This window comes from Burkholderia cepacia complex sp. TUM26381, assembly GCF_057439935.1.
This window is the reverse complement of sequence record NZ_CM172006.1, coordinates 1,798,162-1,817,922: the sequence shown is the minus strand read 5'-3', so window position 1 is coordinate 1,817,922 and position 19,761 is coordinate 1,798,162. Positions and strand designations below refer to the sequence as shown.

General features: G+C 69.5%; 15 protein-coding genes and 2 riboswitches. Of the genes, 4 read left to right on the top strand and 11 right to left on the bottom strand.

Going from position 1 to position 19,761, the window contains the following annotated elements:
• Nucleotides 1–19 precede the first annotated feature (19 nt).
• Nucleotides 20–1,078 (bottom strand): HoxN/HupN/NixA family nickel/cobalt transporter, encoded by a 1,059-nt coding sequence (locus ACWMMN_RS08505; protein ID WP_174991482.1) that lies wholly within the window; start codon nt 1,076–1,078, stop codon nt 20–22.
• Between the two features lie 188 nt (nt 1,079–1,266).
• Nucleotides 1,267–1,530, bottom strand: a riboswitch (cobalamin riboswitch).
• Between the two features lie 113 nt (nt 1,531–1,643).
• Nucleotides 1,644–1,879, top strand: a riboswitch (cobalamin riboswitch).
• A gap of 110 nt (nt 1,880–1,989) precedes the next feature.
• Here ACWMMN_RS08505 and cobA point away from each other — a divergent pair.
• The 4 genes from cobA to ACWMMN_RS08485 are packed head-to-tail and all read left to right on the top strand — an operon-like array spanning nt 1,990 to nt 5,117.
• Nucleotides 1,990–2,799, top strand: a complete 810-nt coding sequence (gene cobA / locus ACWMMN_RS08500; RefSeq protein ID WP_407045084.1) for a uroporphyrinogen-III C-methyltransferase — start codon at nt 1,990–1,992, stop codon at nt 2,797–2,799.
• Complete coding sequence (locus ACWMMN_RS08495) at nt 2,796–3,173, top strand: cobalamin biosynthesis protein (RefSeq protein WP_059234232.1); 378 nt, start codon at nt 2,796–2,798, stop codon at nt 3,171–3,173. The genes cobA and ACWMMN_RS08495 overlap by 4 nt, the downstream gene beginning before the upstream one ends.
• 34 nt (nt 3,174–3,207) lie before the next feature.
• Nucleotides 3,208–3,810 carry a cob(I)yrinic acid a,c-diamide adenosyltransferase gene (gene cobO / locus ACWMMN_RS08490; RefSeq protein WP_486422556.1) on the top strand — a complete coding sequence of 201 codons (603 nt, stop codon included), beginning with the start codon at nt 3,208–3,210 and terminating at the stop codon, nt 3,808–3,810.
• A 2-nt stretch (nt 3,811–3,812) separates the two neighbouring features.
• Entirely contained in the window at nt 3,813–5,117 is a 1,305-nt protein-coding gene (locus ACWMMN_RS08485) for a cobyrinic acid a,c-diamide synthase CobB (protein ID WP_486422555.1), read from the top strand.
• A gap of 26 nt (nt 5,118–5,143) precedes the next feature.
• On the opposite strand, the gene bamE is transcribed toward ACWMMN_RS08485, so the two are convergent.
• The 10 genes from bamE to ACWMMN_RS08435 all read right to left on the bottom strand — a co-directional run bounded on the left by bamE (nt 5,144) and on the right by ACWMMN_RS08435 (nt 19,757).
• Complete coding sequence (gene bamE / locus ACWMMN_RS08480; RefSeq protein ID WP_486422554.1) at nt 5,144–5,683, bottom strand: outer membrane protein assembly factor BamE domain-containing protein; 540 nt, start codon at nt 5,681–5,683, stop codon at nt 5,144–5,146.
• 165 nt (nt 5,684–5,848) lie between these two features.
• Nucleotides 5,849–7,012, bottom strand: coding sequence for a M20 aminoacylase family protein (locus ACWMMN_RS08475; protein WP_486422553.1), 1,164 nt, complete (start codon nt 7,010–7,012; stop codon nt 5,849–5,851).
• A 176-nt stretch (nt 7,013–7,188) separates the two neighbouring features.
• Nucleotides 7,189–7,605: a type II toxin-antitoxin system VapC family toxin gene (locus ACWMMN_RS08470; RefSeq protein ID WP_486422552.1), complete on the bottom strand. Its 417-nt coding sequence runs from the start codon at nt 7,603–7,605 to the stop codon at nt 7,189–7,191.
• The gene (vapB, locus tag ACWMMN_RS08465) at nt 7,602–7,862 is read right to left on the bottom strand and encodes a type II toxin-antitoxin system VapB family antitoxin (RefSeq protein ID WP_059234245.1); all 261 of its coding nucleotides are present in this window, start codon (nt 7,860–7,862) and stop codon (nt 7,602–7,604) included. The genes ACWMMN_RS08470 and vapB overlap by 4 nt, the downstream gene beginning before the upstream one ends.
• Nucleotides 7,863–8,112: 250 nt before the next feature.
• Nucleotides 8,113–9,129: a GNAT family N-acetyltransferase gene (locus tag ACWMMN_RS08460; RefSeq protein WP_340624103.1), complete on the bottom strand. Its 1,017-nt coding sequence runs from the start codon at nt 9,127–9,129 to the stop codon at nt 8,113–8,115.
• Nucleotides 9,129–9,968: a formyl transferase gene (locus ACWMMN_RS08455; protein ID WP_059234249.1), complete on the bottom strand. Its 840-nt coding sequence runs from the start codon at nt 9,966–9,968 to the stop codon at nt 9,129–9,131. Before ACWMMN_RS08455 ends, ACWMMN_RS08460 begins: the two co-directional genes overlap by 1 nt.
• Nucleotides 9,969–10,054: 86 nt before the next feature.
• Entirely contained in the window at nt 10,055–12,295 is a 2,241-nt protein-coding gene (locus ACWMMN_RS08450; RefSeq protein WP_455578877.1) for a TonB-dependent siderophore receptor, read from the bottom strand.
• 46 nt (nt 12,296–12,341) lie between these two features.
• Entirely contained in the window at nt 12,342–13,718 is a 1,377-nt protein-coding gene (locus ACWMMN_RS08445) for a lysine N(6)-hydroxylase/L-ornithine N(5)-oxygenase family protein (protein WP_486422551.1), read from the bottom strand.
• A gap of 32 nt (nt 13,719–13,750) precedes the next feature.
• Nucleotides 13,751–14,782: a GNAT family N-acetyltransferase gene (locus ACWMMN_RS08440; protein ID WP_486422550.1), complete on the bottom strand. Its 1,032-nt coding sequence runs from the start codon at nt 14,780–14,782 to the stop codon at nt 13,751–13,753.
• Nucleotides 14,772–19,757, bottom strand: coding sequence for an amino acid adenylation domain-containing protein (locus tag ACWMMN_RS08435; protein ID WP_486422549.1), 4,986 nt, complete (start codon nt 19,755–19,757; stop codon nt 14,772–14,774). The genes ACWMMN_RS08440 and ACWMMN_RS08435 overlap by 11 nt, the downstream gene beginning before the upstream one ends.
• Between the last annotated feature and the right edge of the window lie 4 nt (nt 19,758–19,761).

Sequence of the window (19,761 nt, the reverse complement as noted above, 5' to 3'; positions counted from 1 at the left end):
CCAGGGTCGTAAGGGAGAGTCAGGCCGAGATCGTCACGTCGATCTCGTCGTAGCGCTTTAACCGGTAGATCAGGGCCGACACGAGCCAGCATGCGAGGAACAGGCCGATCACGACATAGCCGAGCATGCCGAAGTGCGACGCCACCATCGACGCGAAGTCCCACACCGGGCCCTGCAGCGACAGCTTGTCCGCGAGCAGCGCGAGCACCTCGATGCCGCCGATCAGCGCGGCGACCAGCACCGACACGAAAGTGATCGTCATGTTGTAGTAGATCTTGCGGATCGGCCGCACGTACGCCCAGCGATACGCGCCCATCATCAGGATGCCGTCGGTCGTGTCGACGAGCGTCATGCCGGCGGTGAACAGCATCGGCAGCGCCATCACGGACCAGAACGACAGCCCGCCCTGCACCTGCGCCGCCGAGATACCGAACAGCGCGATCTCGGTCGCCGTGTCGAAGCCGAAACCGAACAGGAAGCCGACCGGATACAGGTGCCAGCTGCGCGACACGAGCCGGAACAGCGGGCGGAACAGGCGCGCGAGCACGCCGCGCTGGTTCAGCAGCATGTCGAGATCGGCGTCGACGATCGGCTCGCCGCGCCGCGCGGCGCGAAAGGTCCGGTAGACGGAAATCAGGATCAGCAGGTTCGCGATCGCGAGCACCAGCAGGAAGAACGCCGACACGCTCGTGCTGATCACGCCGCCCCACGCTTTCATGCTCTCGAAGCGCGCGAGCGACGCGGCCGTGAGCGTCACCACGACCGACATCACGATCACGACCGTCGAATGGCCGAGCGAGAAGAACAGGCCCGCGCCGAGCGGGCTGCGCCCCTCCTGCATCAGCTTGCGCGTGACGTTGTCGATGGCCGCGATGTGGTCGGCGTCGACCGCATGACGCAGCCCGAACACGTACGCGAGCAGCGCGGTGCCGAGCAGCACGGGCTGGACGTGGAAAGCGGCGAATGCCCAGATCCACGCGCCTGCGTTGAAGGCGATCAGCAGCGCATAGATCGCGACGATCTTGCCGCGCAACCCGGACGGACTGTCGTTGAACAGGCGAAACAACGAATCGGGCATGACGCTCCTTGGCGAACGGTCGACATGAAGAATGCCAACACGGCCGTCGCTACGCGGCCCCGCGCGGTCCGGCCCTTCATCGCACCGGAACATGCGCACTCGCGCAGGCGGCCGGACGTCGGGAATCGGGAAACGCTCGGGTGTCGGGCACGCTACGGTCGTGGACGATGCGCCGCCTCCCCGCGGCGCTGAACCCCAATGTTTAGGCCGGTATCCGGACTGACGAACACGCCGCTTCGCCTTCCCGGATGCGCAGGGCATCCAGTGGCGGTCGTCCGCATGCGGGCGGCATGCGGCGAAGCGGCGCTGCATCGCGGCGGGCACGATGCGTTCGCTTACCGTTGCGGGGGCAGCACAGGTTGGCTCGACTGCGACGCAGGCAGGCTCCCTGTTTCCCGTTTAACTGCGCACGCCGGAAGGCGCGCGCGAGCACCAAAACGCGTGCGAGTGTAGGCGGCGGGGGCAGGAGCGTCAAGGCGGCACGGGCCGCGGGACTGCGTTCCGCACCGCCCTCGCGCCGCGCCGGAGACCTTCCGTGGCCGGTTCGCGCGGGCGAACCGTGTGCTATCGTATGCGCCGCGTTCGGTGCTCGCATGCGCATTCCGCGCATGCAGTTAAACGGGAAACAGGAGGCGGATGACCGCCCGGCCTGTGCTGTCCCCGCAACGGTACGCCGCCTGCGCGACGCGCTCCCCGCGCACGCGCCCAGGCCGCCCGCGATGCCACTGCCCTTCACCGGGCGGGAAGGCTGCGGCCTGGCAAGCGGCCAGCCCGGATACCGGCCGACGCAAGGGGCGAGCCCGATGCTCGCCGAACGCCCGATCCGCGGGGGACGGATGGGGTGCGCATTCCGCCCGCGTTCGCGCGGGCTTCGCCCGATCCGTCATGCATTGCCTGTCCGCCGGCCGCCGATGTGCCGCCCGCCTTTTCTTTTCCACTGTTTCGACACGGTGCGTACCGTGCCGCGTGCGATGAGCCGCGCCTGGCTCATCGGTGCCGGCCCCGGCGACGCCGACCTGCTGACGCTCAGGGCCGCGCGCGCGATCGGCATGGCCGACGTACTGCTCGTCGACGATCTCGTGAACCCCGACGTGCTGCGCCATGCGCGCGCCGACGCGCAGATCGAGCACGTCGGCAAGCGCGGCGGCCATGCGTCGACGCCGCAGGACGCGATCGTCGCCGCGATGCTCGCGCATCTGCGCGCGGGCCGTAGCGTCGCGCGGCTCAAGGGCGGCGATCCGTTCGTGTTCGGCCGCGGCGGCGAGGAACTGGCCGCGCTTGGCGCGGCGGGTTTTCCGGTCGAGGTCGTGAACGGCATCACCGCCGGCATCGCCGCGCCGGCCGCACTCGGCATTCCGGTCACTCAGCGCGGCGACGCGCAGGGCGTGATCTTCGTCACGGGCCATGGCGCTGGCGCCGACGAGCCCGACTGGCGCGCGCTCGCGGCCACGCGCATGACGATCGTGATCTACATGGGCATCCGCCGGCTCGACACGATTGCAGCGGCGCTGCGCGAAGGCGGCCTGCCCGGCGATACGCCGTGCGCGGCGATCGAGAACGCGACGCGCCCCGAACAGCGGCACGTGCTTGCGACGCTCGACAGCCTCGTCGAACGCGTCGGCGCGACCGGACTCGGTTCGCCGGCGATCGTCGTGATCGGCCGCGTCGCGGCGCTCGCGGACGATCCGGCGGTGCGTGCGGCGCTCGGCGGCCGCGCATGATGCGTGTCGCGCTCGGCATCGGCTTTCGCGCGGACGTCACGGCCGCGCAACTCGATGCCGCGATCCGCGCAGCGTTGGCGCGTTACCCGGCCGCCGAACCGGCGCTCGTCGCGACGCTCGCCGACAAGGCGCGTGCCCGTGCGCTGCGCACGCTGTGCGCGCGACGCGGCTGGCCGCTCGTCGCATTCGACGCGATGCAGCTGGCGAGCCGTCCCGAACTGGCCGCGAGCGGTCCGTCGGACGCCGCGCTTGCACGCTTCGGTGTTGCGGGCGTGGCCGAGCCCTGTGCGCAGCTTGCAGCGCCGCGTGGCCGCCTGCTGGGCCCCAAGTCCATCCGGGACGGCGTGACGGTCGCGCTCGCCGGCCCGCTCTGAACCCTTTGTTTCGCTTTCGACAGGACGATTTCCGATGAAGACCGATGCCGAATCCCATCAGCGGATGACCGAACGCCGCCGCGCCGGCCACGAGAAGAAACAGGCCGCCGCCACCCACGAAAAGGGGCTGCTGATCGTCAATACCGGCAACGGCAAGGGCAAGAGCACGGCTGCGTTCGGCATGGCCGTGCGCGTGCTCGGCCATGGCATGCGGCTCGGCGTCGTGCAGTTCATCAAGGGCGCGCTGCACACGTCCGAGCGCGACTTCCTCGGCGCGGTTGCCGAATGCGATTTCGTGACGATGGGCGACGGCTATACGTGGAACACGCAGAACCGCGACGCCGATATCGCGACCGCGCGCAAGGGCTGGGACGAGGCGCGCCGGATGATCGAAAGCGGCGACTACCGCATGGTGATCCTCGACGAGTTGAACACCGTGCTGAAGTACGAATACCTGCCGCTCGACGAAGTGCTCGCGGCGCTTGCCGCGCGCCCCGATTCGGTCCACGTCGTCGTGACCGGGCGGCATGCGCCCGATGCGCTGATCGACGCGGCCGACCTCGTCACCGAAATGCGGCTCGTCAAGCATCCGTACAAGGAGCAAGGCGTGAAGGCGCAGCGCGGCGTGGAGTTCTGAGCATGCCCGCCTGCCCCGCGCTGTTCGTCAGTGCGCCCGCGTCGGGCCAGGGCAAGACGTCGGTGACGGCCGGCCTCGCGCGGCTGCACCGCCGGCTCGGCCGCCGTGTGCGCGTGTTCAAGACCGGGCCCGACTTTCTCGATCCGATGCTGCTCGAGCGCGCGAGCGGCGCCCCCGTGCATGCGCTCGACCTCGGGATGGTCGGCGAGGCCGGCTGCCGCGCGCTGCTTGCCGATGCCACGCGCGACGCGGACCTGATCCTGATCGAAGGCGTGATGGGGCTGTTCGACGGCACGCCAAGCAGTGCCGATCTCGCAGCCGCGTTCGGCGTGCCGGTCGTCGCGGTGATTTCCGCGAAGGCGATGGCGCAGACGTTCGCGGCGATCGCGTTCGGGCTCGCACGGTTCAGGCCGGGGCTGCCGTTTCACGGGGTGCTCGCGAACCGCGTCGGCTCGGCACGGCATGCGGAATTATTGCAACAGGCGCTGCCCAGCGACCTCCGCTGGCTCGGGCACGTACCGGCCGATGCGGGCATCGCGCTGCCGGAGCGGCATCTCGGCCTGCACCAGCCGGCCGACATCGACGATCTCGAGGCACGGCTCGATCGCGCGGCCGACGTGCTCGCGCAGACGGCGCTGGCTGAGTTGCCGCCGGCCGTCGCGTTCGCGGAACCGGACGCCGCGGCGCCGCTGCCGCGCGCGCTCGCCGGCAAGCGGATCGCGATTGCGCGCGATGCGGCGTTCTCGTTCATCTATCCGGCGAATCTCGCGCTGCTCGACGCGTTCGGTGCGCAGTTGCGATTCTTCTCGCCGCTCGCCGACGAACCCGTGCCGGATGATTGCGACGCGCTGTTCCTGCCGGGCGGCTATCCGGAACTGCATGCGGCGACGCTTGCGGCGAATGACGAAACGGCACGGACGATTCGCGCGCATGCGGCGGCCGGCCGGCCGATCGTCGCGGAATGCGGGGGGATGGTGTATCTCAGTGAATCGCTGACCGATGCGGACGGTGCGACGACGTCGATGCTCGGCCTGCTGCCGGGGCAGGCGACGATGCAGCGCCGGTTCGCCGCGCTCGGCATGCAGCAGCTCGATACGCGCACCGGACCGATGCGTGGTCACACGTTCCACTACTCGCGGCTCGCGACGCCGCTCGATCCGGTCGCGCATGCGGCACGCCCCGACGGCGTGCGGGGTAGCGGCGAGGCTGTCTATCGCCACGGCGCAATCGTCGCGACGTACATGCACATGTATTGGCCGTCGAATCCGGCGGCGGCGGCGGCGCTGTTCGGCGGCACGGCGTTCTGACCGAAAACCGGCGAGGTGCCGCGATGTCAGGGCTTTTCGCGGCCCGGCGCTTCCGAACGCGACGTGCGGATCACGGTGCCGTCGGGCGAGAAATGCGCGTTGAACATCGCGTCGCCCGATACGCCCCCCTCGGCCCAGTGCCAGCTCCACACCTCTTCATGGCTCAGCGCGTATTGCGCGATCTCGGTCGGCTTGCCGAGCAGTTGCCGCACGTCGTCCTTCGACATCCCGGGCACGACCTTCGCGATGTTCGCCGCCGTCAGTGCCTGCGTGATCGACACGAGCCGGCCGTCGGGCCCGAAATCGAGCATGTAGGTGCTCGTGCCGTATGGGCCGCGCGGATACTCGAACCGCTGCGAGCCGTCGTCGCCCTGCCTGACCATCTCGGGCTTGCCTGCCTGGCGGAGCACGTCTTCGGTCGTCGAGACGCCCTGCTGCAGATGACCGAACGCCATCGGATCGGGCTTGATCGCATTCACCGCGTCGGCCACTTTCCGGTCGTCGCACCCGGCCGCCAGAACGCCGACCGCACAAGCCGTCAGCACGGTCAGAAGCTGTTTTCGCATGTCATCCACACCTGTTTTCATCGAGCCGATCCGGCGTCGCGCGCAGCGTAGCACGCGACCGGTTCCGTCGATGTCAAGGAGCGTCAAATTCACGCGCGTCCTGTCGCGCCCCGTTTCACGGACGCACACGTCGAACGGCGGCGGCGACGCCGCCGCGCTTCTTCTTCAAACCAGGAACGCCTCGGCCAGCTTGACCCAATACGACGCGCCGGCAGGCAGCGCCGCGTCGTTGAAGTCGTAACCCGGGTTGTGCACCATGCAGCCGCCCTCCCCGTCACCGTTGCCGATGATCAGGTAGCAGCCCGGCCGCTTCTCGAGCAGGAACGCGAAATCCTCGCTGCCGGTGAGCGGCACCATCCCGTCGATCAGGTTCGCTTCGCCCACCCATTCGCGCGCAACACTGCACGCAAACTCGGTCATTTCCGCATCGTTGACGAGCACCGGGTAGCGGCGCTGGTAGTCGATCGTCGCGGTCGCGCCGTACACGGCAGCTTGCGCATGCACGACTTCCTTGATGCGCGTCTCCAGCAGGCCGCGCACGTCGGGTTTCAGCGCGCGCACCGACAGGCGCATCTGCGCGCGATCGGGAATCACGTTCGGCGCCTCGCCCGCGTGGATCGCGCCGACCGTGACGATCGCCATGTCGAGCGGCGACACGTTGCGCGACACGATCGTCTGCAGCGCCAGCACGATCTGCGCGCACACGACGACCGGATCGATCGCCTTGTGCGGCACCGCGCCGTGGCCGCCGCGGCCCTGCACGTCGATGACGACGGTATCCGACGACGCCATGAACGACCCCGGCAGGAAGCCGAACTTGCCGGTCGGGAAGCCCGGCATGTTGTGCATCGCGAAGATTGCGTCGCACGGGAACAGCTCGAACAGCCCTTCGTCGAGCATCTTCTTCGCGCCGCCGAGCCCTTCTTCCGCCGGCTGGAAAATCAGGTTCAGCGTGCCCGAGAAGCGGCGCTCGCGTGCGAGATGCTTCGCGGCCGCGAGCAACATCGCCGTGTGGCCGTCGTGGCCGCACGCGTGCATCTTGCCGGCGATCTTGCTCTCGTACGGCAGGCCCGTGGCCTCGTGGATCGGCAGCGCATCCATGTCGGCGCGCAGGCCGAGGCGCTGCGTGCCGGTGCCGACCTTCAACTGCGCGACGACGCCCGTTCCGCCGAGCCCGCGATGCACCGTGTAGCCCCACGACTGCAGTTGCTCGGCGACGAGGTCGCTCGTTGCGAATTCTTCGAAGCCGAGTTCGGGATGGGCATGGATGCGGTGCCGGATCTCGATCATTTCGTCGGCGAGGCCTGCGGGGATCACGCTGTGCGTCACGGTTTCGTCTCCTGTTTCTGCGGGGAATGTGCAGGCAAGGATAGTCGGTTCGCCGGCAACCGGGCAGACGGAAAGTCGTCACGGTAGCAACCTGCAGTTGCCGCTGGTGCGATGCCTGGTGCGCACGCTGAAAAGTGAACCGGGCACGACACGCTTACAGGTTGGCCCCGCCGTGCTCAGGCCGCCCAATCCTCGAGCGACAACCCCGCGACACGGCCGAATGCGCGGCCATTATGGGTGACGAGCACCGCGCCGGCCGCAATCGCATGCCCCGCGATCGACGCATCGTTCGTGCCGATCGGCGTGCCGCGCGCGGCGAGATCGGCACGAATCGCGGCCGTGGCATCGACGGCCGCCGTATCCCACGGCAGCACGCCATCGAGCCGCGAAACAAACGCCGTCACGAGTTCCGCGTGCTTCGGCGACGCCTTCTTGCCAACCGCGCCGAACCGCATCTCGGCGTAGGTCATGGCCGACACGACGATCCGGTGTTGCGCATTCACGCACGACTGCAACCGCGCCAGCATCACGGGGGGCCGCTCGCGCATGATGAACGAACAGATGTTCGTATCGAGCATGTAGAGCATGGTCACCGGTTGGACTCCGTCGGCGCGTCGGCGTCGGACAGGTCGAAGCGGCCGGACTCGATGACGGCCGGGCGTTCGGCAAGGAAATCGGCATCGGCCAGCGGTTCGTTCGCGAACGACAGCCACGTTGGCCGTACCGGCCTCAGCAGCAACGTGTCGCCCTCGCGGCGGATCTCGAGTTCCGTCACCCCCTCGAACTCCATGTCCTTCGGGATGCGGATTGCCTGATTACGGGCGTTCTTGAAAATGGAAACGGTGCGCATGAGCCACTCCAGCGGAGTACGATGCGTCCATTCTAGGCATATGTCGGCATATGTCAATTTGACGGGGTGCGAATCGGACGTCGCGCCCCACGCTGTCGCGGAGGTTCGGGTCATGTTGCCGGCCTGTCGTCGATGAAGAGTGAGATCGACTCTTCACGACGCAGGCCTCGCGGTCCATATCCCGAACGGCCGATGCCGGTGCGGCACCAGACCGCGCGCAACGTCGCACCGACGCTGCGCACCCGCGCCGTCACGGCAGCCGGAAAGTGTCAAAGAACGTGTCGCGCTCGATCACGGTGAGTGCCGCGCGCTTGTGCGGGAAGTCGAATTCCTTCAGCGTGTAGAACCCGAGCCGGTGCATGTACGCGATGTGCCGCACGTGATCGACGCGCGGCTCGCCGACGAGCCGTTGGGTACGCGGTTCGTCGACGAACATGTAGTGCAGCACCCCGCTCCACCACGCATGCAGCTTGCCCGCGCTCTGGAAACGCGAGTCGCCGATGAGCAGGTGCAGCCCGCGATCGTAGTCGTGCGCGTCGTAGAACGGCGCGAGGCGGTCCTCCTTCGCCCAGTAGAACTCGAAATAGCCGAACGGCGTGTCGTCGAAATAGCCGATCATCGGGTGCATGTGCGGATCGGCAAGCCGTTCGGCGAGATACGCCGCATGCTCGTCGCGCGTGCCGCGCTGGTCCCAGAAATGCGCGACGCGATCGAGGTTCATCCAGCCGCTGAACAGGTCTGCGTGCGCGTCGATGTCGACGGTGCGCAGGCTGAACGTCATCCCGACCTGCGGCATGTAGCGCGCATAGATTTCGCCGGCCGGCGACGGCGGGCGCACCGGGTGCCGGTGGCCGTTCGTGATCACGTGGCGCAGCGGCATCCCGCCCGACGCGGGGGCCTTCAGCCACGGCCGCGGGTTCTGCCAGAACGTGGTGCGCGATACGGTGAGCCGCAGCGTGTCGCCGGCCACCTGCGCGCCGTCGATCACGCCTTCGCGCACCGCGCGTGCGACGTACGACGCGACGGCCGCCGCATCGGCGCCGCCGAGCGGCACCGAGATCGTCGCCGCGTCATGGCGCGTATCGGTGTTGAACAGCGCGACGAACGTCGCGAGCAGCGCGTCCGGCGAAGCGTCGGGCCGCCATGTGTCGAGCGTATGCTCGACGAAGGCCGCAGCCTGCCCGTGCGCGGCGCCGTCCAGCGCGGCGGCCACTTCCCCTTCGACGGCGTCCGCGACGCCAGCCGGTTTCGTCAGCGTGTCTTCCATCACAGTGCTCCCGCGTCATGGCGGTCGGCGAGGACGTGCAGCCCGCGCTCGAGCGCCGGAAACAGGCTGCGCTGGAAGTTGTTCCAGCGCAGCTCGAGAATCGTGTCGTCCGGCGCGATCGGCGTGTCGAGCACGTCGCTGATCACCTCGCCGGAATCGATGCCGTTGTCGACGTAGTGAAACGACGCGCCCGTCATCGTCACGGGCTCGACGGACGACGTCGTGCCGTTCGCCCAGTCGACCCGTTCGCCGCGCGCGCCGTGCAGCGCGTCGAGCGTCGCCCACGCGCCGCGCCGCTGGTACGGCGAATCGTCGGCCGTGATGCCCGGGTGGATGTTCGCGATGCGCCGGTGAAAGCGCGCGCCGGGCCGCACGAGCTCGTCGAGAATCACGAGCAGCCCGTCGAGCACGACGATGTCGGCGTCGAGTTCGAGCAAACGCTCGAGCAGGCGCCGCTCGAACGCCTGCTTGCCGGCCACGCGCTCGCGCGCGTCGCGCGGCAGCCGCCGGTACGTCGACGGAATCGAGCAGAACAGTTCGTCGACCGGCCGGCCCTGCACCGTCAGCCCTTCCGGCAGGATCCACGGGCGGCCCGGCGTGCGCGCGAAGCCGTAGTCGGCCACTTTCGCGCGGTCGGCCGGCGACCCGTCGTCGTCGTCGACGATCACGCCCTGGAGCGTATAGCGCTCGCCGAGCGGAGAATCGTTCAGGCGTTCGACGAGGAATTCGAGCGGCGCCTTCATGTAGCGCGTGCTGCCCTGATAGGCGACCGGCTGGCCGGCGCGATCGGCCGCGCCGTTGCGCAGCGACTGGATGTAGACGAGATTTTTCTTCGGCATGGAGGCGTCGTGGAAAAGCGGACGAAGGCGCCGCGGCCGGCCCGCGCCGGCCACGAAGGCCGGCCGGCGAGCCGCGGCGCGCGTCGTCACCAGTTGTATTTCGCGGTCGCGATCACGGTACGGTCGGTGCCGAACACGCAGACGTTCGACGACTGGCAACCGCTGATGTAGTGGCGGTTGAACAGGTTCGTCCCGTTCACGGCGAAGCGCCAGTTACGCGTGTCGTAGTGCACGCCCGCGTCGAACAGCGTGACGCTCGATACCGTCAGCGAGTTGTCGGCCGCACCGGCCGACGCGCTCTGGTAGCGAATGCCACCGCCGAGGCCGAAGCCCGCGAGCGGCCCCGTGTACCACGTCCAGTCGGTCCACAGCGACGCCATCTGGCGCGGACGCGGAATGTCGACCGGCCAGTTGTTCAGCGATACGTCGTTGGCCTGCACGTTCTTCACGTCCTGATAGACGTACGACGCGATCACCGACAGGTTCCGCGTGACCTTGCCGGTCGCGCTCAGCTCGATCCCGCGCGAACGCACCTCGCCCGTCTGCACCGACTTCGTGCCGGTGGTGTCCTGGCTCGGCAGCGCCGACGTGAGCACGTTGGTCTGGTTGATCTGGTAGATCGCCGCGTTCAGCATCAGGTTCTTGCCGGGCGGCTGCCAGCGCAGACCGGCCTCGATCTGCTTGCCGCGCGTCGGCTGCGGCAGCCCGCCGCCGAGCAAGTTCACGCCGATCAGCGGGTTAAACGACGTCGCGTAGCTGACGTACGGCGACAGTCCGTAGTCGCCCTGGTACGTGAGGCCGACGCGGCCGGTGAATGCCGTGACGTCCGCCTTCGTCGACGTGCCCGCCGCACGATCGTCCTGGCGCATGTTGACCCAGTCCTCGCGGCCGCCGAGCGTCAGCGTCCAGCGGTTCCACTTGATCTGGTCCTGCGCGTACAGGCCGAACGTGTTCATCGTCGTGTACGTATTGGTGCGGAACGTCGAGTCAGGCGTGAACACCGCCGTCGTGACGGGCAGGTAGACCGGGTTGTAGATGTTCAGCGGCGGCGCGGCAGCGAGCCATTCGCTGTCGGTCGCGGTCTGGCGGTTGTACTGGAACCCGAGCAGCAGCGTGTGCTGGAGCGGCCCCGTCGCGAAGCGGCCTTCGAGGTTGTTGTCGATGTCGAAGCGGCTGTAGTTCATCTGGAACACGCCGGCCCAGCGCGACACGTCGGTCGTGCTGCCTTCGACGAAGCCGTTGCCGAATACCGAGCCGTTGTCGAGCGACAGGTGCATCAGGCGCGTGTTCTGGCGGAACGTCCACGCCGGTGTCAGGTTCCGCTCGAACTGATAGCCGACCGACCACTGTTTCTTGCGGTAGTAGTTGAAGTTGCCGTCGCCCTCGTACACGTCCTTGTTGATCTGGCCGTTCGGGTTCGGCAGCACCGTGCCCTGCGCGGGCAGGAAGTTCGACGAAATGTCGCCCCAGTCCTGCAGGTACGTCGCGGACAGCGTCAGCGACGTATCCGCGTTCGGGCGCCAGCGGAACGACGGCGCGAGCGCGACGCGCTGGTCGTTGTTCGGGCCGGTCAGCGCATTGCCGTCGCGTGCGACACCGACGAACCGGTACGCGTACTTGCCGTCCGGGTCGAGCTTGTCGCCGACGTCGATCATGAACTGCTTGCGCGCGTAGTTGCCGATCTGCACCCCGGCTTCACGCACGCGCTCGCCGTCGGCGAGCTTGGTCTGCACGTCGATGATCGCGCCCGGATCGCCCGCGCCGTACAGCACCGAGGTCGGCCCGCGCAGCACGCTGATGCTGTCGATCATGTACGGATCGACGCGCCAGCTCGCGAGGTTGATCGTGTTCGGCACCTGCAGCCCGTTCACGTAGGCGGTCGGCGTGAAGCCGCGCAGCGCCGCGTACCAGTCCGAGCGGTTGTCCGAGCCATACGACGAGAAGCCCGGCACGTAGCGCAGCGCCGCGTTCACGTCGGTGGCGCCGGTCATCTCGATCTGCTGCGCGGTGACGACGTTGATCGTCTGCGGGATCTCGTTGAGCGGCGTGTCGGTCTTGGTGCCGCTCCTGCTGCGCTTCGCGACGAGCCCGACCGTGCCGTCGCTTGCCGAGGCCGCGTTGACGGTGATCGCCGGCAGCGTGCCGCTCTGCGCGCTGGTCGACGCACTGGCCGCCGCGCCGTTCGGTGCACTGCTGGCCGACGCCGCGGCGCCTGCGTTCACGGCCGGCGCCGTCTGGGCGTATGCGTGCCCTGCCGCCGCCGTACCGAACGCCACGCTTGCCGCGGCCGCGATCGCACGCAAACGCGTGCCTGTTGCCCACTCCATCTTTCTCTGCTCCACTTTTTTCATGCGGTCTCCGACCGCGCCTTTGTCAAAGAGCGAAAGCCATCCGGCCCGCGCTCACCCCGTTTTCCTGTCGTTTTTCGTGCGATGCCCGGGTTGCGCCTTCGTCATGGGCGGGCGCGATCCCGTCTTCGAGCGACGCGCAGATTTCGTCCGCGCGGCGCGCCAGTACCGACAGCAGCGTGTCGGACAATCCGTGGCTGTCTTCGCAGCAGCCTTGCAGGTAGATGCGCGGCGCGAAGTGCTCGGGCGTCGCGAGCAGGTAGTCGCGCGTGACGTCGCCGCGCGTGAGCGCATCGCCCAGGTGCGGCGCGAGCCCTTCGAGCAGCGCCGAATGCGTGTCGCGGCGGTAGCCGGTCGCGAGCACGAGCGCATCGAAACGCTCGACGCGCGTGGCGCCGCTCATCCGGTCGCGCAGCGTCAGTTCGATACGGCCGTCGACCGTGCGCACGGCGGCCTCGATCGCGCTGTTCGCGAGCAGCGCATGACGCGGCGTGCCGTCGATGCGCTGCAGGTACAGCATTTCGTAGATCTGCTCGATCAATGGCCGGTCGACCACCGCGTAGTTGGTGTCGCGATAGCGCTCGAGCAGCGCGCGGCGCGCGTCGTGCGGCTGCGCGTAGACGACGTCGGTGAACTCGGGACTGAAGATTTCGTTGACGAACGGACTGTCGTCGGCCGGCTTCAATGCGCCGGCGCGCATCACGAGGCTCGCGTCGACGTGCGGAAAGCGGCGTGCGAGATCGATGAACACCTCGGCCGCGCTCTGCCCCGCGCCGATCACCGCGACGCGGCGGCGCTCGCCGTCGGGCGATGCGACGAGCCGGTCGATGTCGGTCAGATACGACGACGAATGGATCACGCGGTCGCGGCCGAGCGCGGCGAACGCGTCCGGAATCGCGGGCGTGCCGCCGACGCCGACCGACAGCGCGCGCGTGACGCGCTGGCGCTCGTGGCCGGCCGCGTCGCGCGACAGCACGCGCAGCGCATCGATCTTCGCGCCGTCGCCGCGCACGGGCTCGATCGCCAGCACGGTTTCGCTGTAATGGACGCGCTCGTCGAACGCTTCGGCAACCCAGCTCAGGTAATCGTGGAATTCGACACGGGTCGGATAGAAGTTCTTCAGGTTGACGAATTCGTTCAGCCGGCCACGTTCGAACAGGTAGTTGATGAACGTGTAGCGGCTTTTCGGATCGCGCATCGTGACGAGATCCTTCAGAAACGAAATCTGCATCCGGCAATCGTCGAGCAGCATCCCGCGATGCCAGCCGAATTCCGGCTGGCGCTCGACGAAGCAATGGGCGAACGTGCGCGCGCCGCTGCGCTCCGCGAGGCGCACGGCCAGCGCCAGATTCGACGGCCCGAAGCCGACGCCGATCAGGTCGAATACGGTTTCTCTCTGCATGTCTCAGCTCCCTTGTCGGTGAATCCGGCCCGTCAGACGTGACGGCCGGAGAAGAACGTCTCGCGCAGCGTGCGCATCCACAGCGGCTGCGCGTCGGCCAGCGCCAGACGGCGCTGCCGCGCGAAGCCATGCCGCGCGAGATGGTCGGCAATCCGCGCGTGGCCGGCCGGAACGGCACAGCCGACCGCTTCGGTACGCGGGTCGTCGAGAAACAGGTAATGCACGACGGACGGCAGCCAGCCGGCCACGCAGTGCGGGCCGCGCCAGCGCGATTCGCCGACCAGCATCCGCAGCCCGCGGTCGTAGTCGCGCGCCGCGACGTGCGGCGCGAGCGCGTCTTCCTTCAGCCAGACGGCCTCGAAATACGCGAACGGTTCGCCGTCGAAGCAGCCGACGAGCGGCGTGACGTGCGGATCGGCTTCCGGTGCGCCTGCCGTGCCGCATTGCGCGGGCTGCGCACCCGGCCAGCCGTCGCGCACGCGTGGTTCGTCGAACCAGCGCGCGAGCCGTTCGGCGTCCTCGGCCGGCTGCCAGCCGCGCAGCGTGAAGCGCACGCCGAGCGCCGGCAGGTCGCGCGCGTAGACGTCGCCGCGCGGCGCGGGCGGCCGGCGCGGATGACGCCGGCCGCCGGTGAACGTGTGCAGCGTCGCGCACGGCAGATGCGGGCCGACAAGCCACAGGTCGGCCTGTTGCGCCCAGCCGTCGCGCAGGCAGCGCCCGCCGTCGGCGAGCACGCCGCTTGCGCGCAGCGCATCGAGCGCGACCGCGGGCCACGCGGCCGGGTCGAGCCGGATCGCCGCGTGGCGCGCGCTGTCCGAAAACGCCGCGGCCAGCGCGGCCAGCAGCGCACGCCGCTGGTCGGCCGGCGCCGCACGATGGTTGTAGGCGACGAGACGCAGTGCGCCATCGTCGCCGAGTTGTGCGCGCAGCAACTGCGCGCTGATGCCATCGCCCTGCGCGACGCGGATCTCGGCGCCGTCGCGCACGGCGAACAGGCCGTCCGCGAACGCGAGGCGGTACATATCGAGCATCGTGAATCCGTCCGGACGCACTTCAGCCAGCATGGCGCGCCTCCTGTCCCGTTTCCGCTGGCGCATCGCACCGCGCGCCGAGTGCCGCGAGCGTCGGCGATGCGAACACGTCGGCAATCGTCAGCGCGTGGCCGGCGCGGACCGCCGCGTCGATGAAGCGCACGACGTCGAACGACGTCGCGCCGGCGTCGAACAGGTCCGCGTCCGGCTCGGGGGCGGCCGTCGCAAACGTATCCGACCACAGCGCCGCGAGTGCGGCCGCGGCGTGCGACGGTCGGGCGTGCGCCCGTGCGTCGCCGCTTGCGAGTGCGCCGGACGCAGTGTGCATGGACGCATGCGCATCGGGCGCGCCGAGCGCCGCTTCGGACGCGCCGGCGAAACGCGCGACTTCGTCGTGATAGACATCGACAAGCGCGTCGACGAAACCGCGCTCGAGCAATTCGTCCGCATACGAGAACGCGGCGCTCACGCGGCCGTCCGGATGTTCGACGACGTCCAGTTCGAGCGTGAACACGACGCGATGACGCACGTCGTCGAATCCGGCCAGCGACAGGCCGGCCCAGTCGCGCGCGGCGGCACCGGTCGGACGCAGGTAGTTGAACATCACCTGGAACAGCGGATTGGCCTGTGCGGCCCGCGGCGTACGCAACGCGGCAACGACGTCGGCGAACGGCACGTCGGCGTGCGCATACGCGGCGAGCGCCGTATCGCGTACTTGCGCGAGCACGTCCGCGCGGCGCGCGGCCGGTTCGATCCGCGTACGCACGACGACCGAGTTGATGAAGAGGCCGAGCGCATCGCGGGCCGCATCCCCCGTGAGTTCGCGCGTCGATGCGAGCACGCCGACCGGCTGGTCGGCCGCGCCCGTCGCGCGGAACAGCGCGGTGTTGAGCGCCGCGTGCAGCAGCATCGGCAGCGTGGCGTGCGACGCCGATGCGGCGTCGCGCGCGGCGCGAATCAGCGATGCGTCGAAATCGAACGCGATACGTGCCGCGCGCCATTGCGGCACGGACGGCGCATCGTCGCGCTGCGGCAAGACACGCGACGGCAGATCGGCGAGCGCATCGCGCCAGTACGCGACACGTGCCGGATGGCACGGTGCGGGCAGCACGAGCGGCACGGCCAGTTGAACGGATTCGTCGGCCGGCACGGCGCTGCCCTGCATGCGGGCGACATAGCGTGCGCGCACGGCGTCGAGCCACAGCTCGATCGATTCGCCATCGGACACGATGTGATGGATCGTCACCGACAGCACGTGGTCGTCCGCGCCGAGCCGCAGCACGCGGGCGCGCCACAGCGGCGCGTCGGCCGCGAGGTCGAACGGCGCGAGTGCATCCTCGTCGGTCAGCGCGGCCGCGCGGGCAAGCGCATCGGCTTGGGCCGACAGGTCGATCACCGGCAGTTCGACGGCAATGTTCGCGTCGATCCGCTGGCCCGGCAGCGCGCCGTCGCGGGCAACGAGCCGCGCACGCAGCGCCGGATGCACGGCTGCCGTCGCCGAGAACGCGGCGCGCAGCGCATCGACATCGAGCGGGCCGCGCACGCGCAGCGCGACCGGAATGTTGTACGCGGCGCTGTCCGGCTGCGCGCGCCACAGGAACCACAGGCCGAGCTGCGCGGGCGACAGCGGCCACACGCCGTGTGCGTCGGGCTTGGCCACCGCGACACCCGGCGCTGCGGCGCCGGCCTGCGCGGCGCGCGGCGCATCGGCCACCTTCAGCGCGTACTGTGCGAGCACGGGCGCTTCGAACAGCGCGCGCACCGGCACGTCACGGCCCAACCGTTCCGCCACGCGCGTCGCGACGCGTACGGCCGCGAGCGAATGGCCGCCGAGATCGAAGAAGTGATCGCCACGGCCGACACGCCCGAGATTCAGCACGTCGCACCAGATCGCCGCGAGCGCGGCTTCGTCGCCGTCATGCGGCGCCTCGTATGCGCGTTCGACGCGCACCGGCGCCGGCAGCCGCGCACGGTCGACCTTGCTGTTCGCGTTGCGCGGCAGCGCGTCGAGCACGATCAGTTGCGCGGGCACCATGTAGTCGGGCAGCGTGCGGCGCAGGTGCGCGTCGAGCATCGCCGCTTCGACCGGCTGCACCGCTGCCTGCGCATCGGCGGTCAACTCGACATACGCGACGAGCTGCGCGAGCGCGCCCTGCCCGTGCACGACCGCACAGGCCTCGCGCACCGCATCGTGCGCGGCCAGCTGCGCCTCGATTTCACCGAGTTCGATGCGCAGCCCGCGCAGCTTCACCTGGTGATCGACGCGGCCGATGAAGTCGAATACGCCGTCCGCACGGCGTCGTACGAGATCGCCGGTGCGGTACAGGCGCGCGCCCGGCGCGCCGTACGGATCGGGCACGAAGCGCTCGGCCGTCAGCGCCGGACGGTCGAGATAGCCGCGCGCGACGCCGATTCCCTCGCCGCCCAGGTACAGCTCGCCGATCACGCCGACCGGCAACGGGTGCAGCCGCTCGTCGAGCACGTGCGCGGTACGCGCGCCGACCAGCGTGCCGATCGGCAGATAGGCGGCGTCGCCGAGCTTCGCCAAATCGTCGCCGGGGCGGAACATCCACAGCGTCGGCGTGATGACCGTCTCGGTCGGGCCGTAGCCGTTGACCACCCGCACGTTCGGCAACGCGCGGCGCAGCATCGCAAATGCTTCGCGCGACGTCGCCTCGCCGCCAACGGTCAACGAACGCAGCGTCGGCGGCGCACCGTGCGCGAGCGCCCATTCGGCAAGCTGGGCGGCGCAGCCGGGCGGCACGTAGGTCATCGTCACGCCGTCGCGGACCATCATTGCGCAGGTCTGCGCGGGCGGCCACAGCACATCGGCCGTCACCGACACGGCGGCGCCCGACATGTATTGCGAGAACCAGCCTTCGTGTGCGCCGTCGAAATTGACCGACTGGAACAGCAGGAACACGTCGTTCTCGCCCGCGCCGTAGCGCTCGGCGATCGCTGCGCAATGCAGCGCGAACGACGCATGGTCGACGATCACGCCCTTCGGCTTGCCGGTCGAGCCCGACGTGTAGATCGCGTAGGCCGCGTGGCCCGGCAGCACGTCCGGCAGCGCGACGTGCGCGGCTTCGTCGAGCGCGTCGACCGCATCGGCACGCCACACGCGCAGCGCCGGCAATTCGGGCAGCGATGCCGCGCTCGCACCGTCGGTCAGCACGTGCGCGATGTTCGCGTCGCCGACGATCTGCGCGAGCCGTTCGCGCGGATGCGCGGGATCGAGCGGCACGAACGCGGCGCCCGACTTCAGCACCGCGATCAGCGCGACCAGCAGGTCGACCGAGCGCTGCAGCGCAACGCCGACGCGCATCTCGGGCCGTACGCCGGCCGCCACCAGATGGCGCGCGAGGCGCGCCGCACGTGCATCGACTTCGCCGCGCGTCAACGCACGATCGATATCGGCGACGCCGCGTGCATCGGGCCGCGCCTGCGCATGCGCGGCGATGCGGGCATGCACGGGAACGAACGGCTCGGCGCCGGTCGCGCCGGCCGGCGCGTTCCATGCAAAGAGCTGTGCACGCTCGTCCGCGGGCAGCCAGTCGAGATCGCCGACCGGCATGTCGGGGCGTGCAAGCGCATCGGTCAGCAGCGTGACGAAGCGTACGGCCAGCCGTGAAATTGCGTCCGCGTCGAACAGGTCGAGCGCGTAAATGAACGCGGCGGCGAACGTGCCGTCCGGCGTCGCTTCGACGGACAGCGTCAGGTCGAACTTCGCGGACGGCGTGCCGGACGGCAGCAACGCCGCCGCCGCCGCGCCGAGCGCCGGCAACGCGCGGCGTTCGCCGTACGCGGCCATCACCTGGAACAGCGGATGGTGGCTCGCGCTGCGCGGCACGCCGAGCGCGTCGATCACCTGTTCGAACGGTACGTCCTGGTGCATCTGCGCGTCGACGAGCGCGCGCTGCGTGCGGGCGACCAGCGACGAGAAATCGCCGTGTGCGGGTACGTCGACGTCGATCGCCAGCGTATTGACGAAGAAGCCGATCAGGCCGGCGACTTCCGCGCGCTCGCGGTTCGCGGCCGGCACGCCGACGCAGATCCGCGCATCGCCGGTCGCACGCGCCAGCAACGCATCGAGCGCGGCCAGCAGCACGGCGAACGGCGTGGCGCCCGATGCAGCAGCAAATGCGCGCAGCTGCGCGCCGACGCGTGCGTCGAGCGAAAACACATGGCGCGCGCCGCGCGCACTGCGGCGCGCCGGCCTGGCCGTTGCGCCCGGCAGCGCCAGCACGCCGCGCTGCGGATCGAGCCGGTCGCGCCAGAACGCGAGCTGGCGGTCGCGCTCGCCGGCATCGAGCCAGCGGCGCTGCCACAGCGCGTAGTCGGCATACTGGATCGGCAGCGGCCCGAGCGGCACCGGCCGGTCGGACGCATACGCGCGATAGAACGCCGCGAGCTCTTCCAGCATCACGCCCGACGACCAGCCGTCCGATACGATGTGATGCACGGTCAGCGCGAGCCAGTGATGCGTCGCGTCGAAGCGCACCAGGTGTGCACGCACGAGCGGCGCCGCCCCGAGATCGAACGGCTCGGCCTCATCGGCCGTCGCGACGGCCTCCGCACGCGCGGCGCGCTGCGCGTCCGGCAACGCTTCCAGATCGGTCTCGCGCCACGGGCAGCGCAGCGGTGCGTGGATCGTTTGCGCCACGCCATCCTGCGCTTCGTCGAAGGTGGTGCGCAGCGCTTCGTGGCGCGCGATCAGCGCATCGCACGCGAGCCTCAGCGCATGCACGTCCAGCGCGCCCGTCAGCGCCAGGCGCTCGGTGATGTGATACGCGTCGGGTGCGTCGATCAGCCGTGCATGCAGCCACAGCCGCGTCTGCGCGAACGACGCCGGCACGCGGTCGCTGCGCGGCGTGCGCGGCGGAATCGGCAGCACACGGAAGTCGATGCCGGCCGCGCCGAGCTTGTCGATGAAGACCGCGCGCTGCGCGTCGGGCAGTTGCGCGAAACGCGTCGCGAGCGCAAGCCAGTCGGGTTGAACCTTCGTCATCCGT

Bases quoted from the DNA above. Each gene is read 5' to 3' on its own strand.
- ACWMMN_RS08505 (WP_174991482.1), bottom strand. From the start codon at position 1,078: ATGCCCGATTCGTTGTTTCGCCTGTTCAACGACAGTCCGTCCGGGTTG.
- cobA (WP_407045084.1), top strand. From the start codon at position 1,990: ATGTGCCGCCCGCCTTTTCTTTTCCACTGTTTCGACACGGTGCGTACC.
- ACWMMN_RS08495 (WP_059234232.1), top strand. From the start codon at position 2,796: ATGATGCGTGTCGCGCTCGGCATCGGCTTTCGCGCGGACGTCACGGCC.
- cobO (WP_486422556.1), top strand. From the start codon at position 3,208: ATGAAGACCGATGCCGAATCCCATCAGCGGATGACCGAACGCCGCCGC.
- ACWMMN_RS08485 (WP_486422555.1), top strand. From the start codon at position 3,813: ATGCCCGCCTGCCCCGCGCTGTTCGTCAGTGCGCCCGCGTCGGGCCAG.
- bamE (WP_486422554.1), bottom strand. From the start codon at position 5,683: ATGCGAAAACAGCTTCTGACCGTGCTGACGGCTTGTGCGGTCGGCGTT.
- vapB (WP_059234245.1), bottom strand. From the start codon at position 7,862: ATGCGCACCGTTTCCATTTTCAAGAACGCCCGTAATCAGGCAATCCGC.
- ACWMMN_RS08460 (WP_340624103.1), bottom strand. From the start codon at position 9,129: ATGGAAGACACGCTGACGAAACCGGCTGGCGTCGCGGACGCCGTCGAA.
- ACWMMN_RS08455 (WP_059234249.1), bottom strand. From the start codon at position 9,968: ATGCCGAAGAAAAATCTCGTCTACATCCAGTCGCTGCGCAACGGCGCG.
- ACWMMN_RS08450 (WP_455578877.1), bottom strand. From the start codon at position 12,295: ATGGAGTGGGCAACAGGCACGCGTTTGCGTGCGATCGCGGCCGCGGCA.
- ACWMMN_RS08445 (WP_486422551.1), bottom strand. From the start codon at position 13,718: ATGCAGAGAGAAACCGTATTCGACCTGATCGGCGTCGGCTTCGGGCCG.
- ACWMMN_RS08440 (WP_486422550.1), bottom strand. From the start codon at position 14,782: ATGCTGGCTGAAGTGCGTCCGGACGGATTCACGATGCTCGATATGTAC.
- ACWMMN_RS08435 (WP_486422549.1), bottom strand. From the start codon at position 19,757: ATGACGAAGGTTCAACCCGACTGGCTTGCGCTCGCGACGCGTTTCGCG.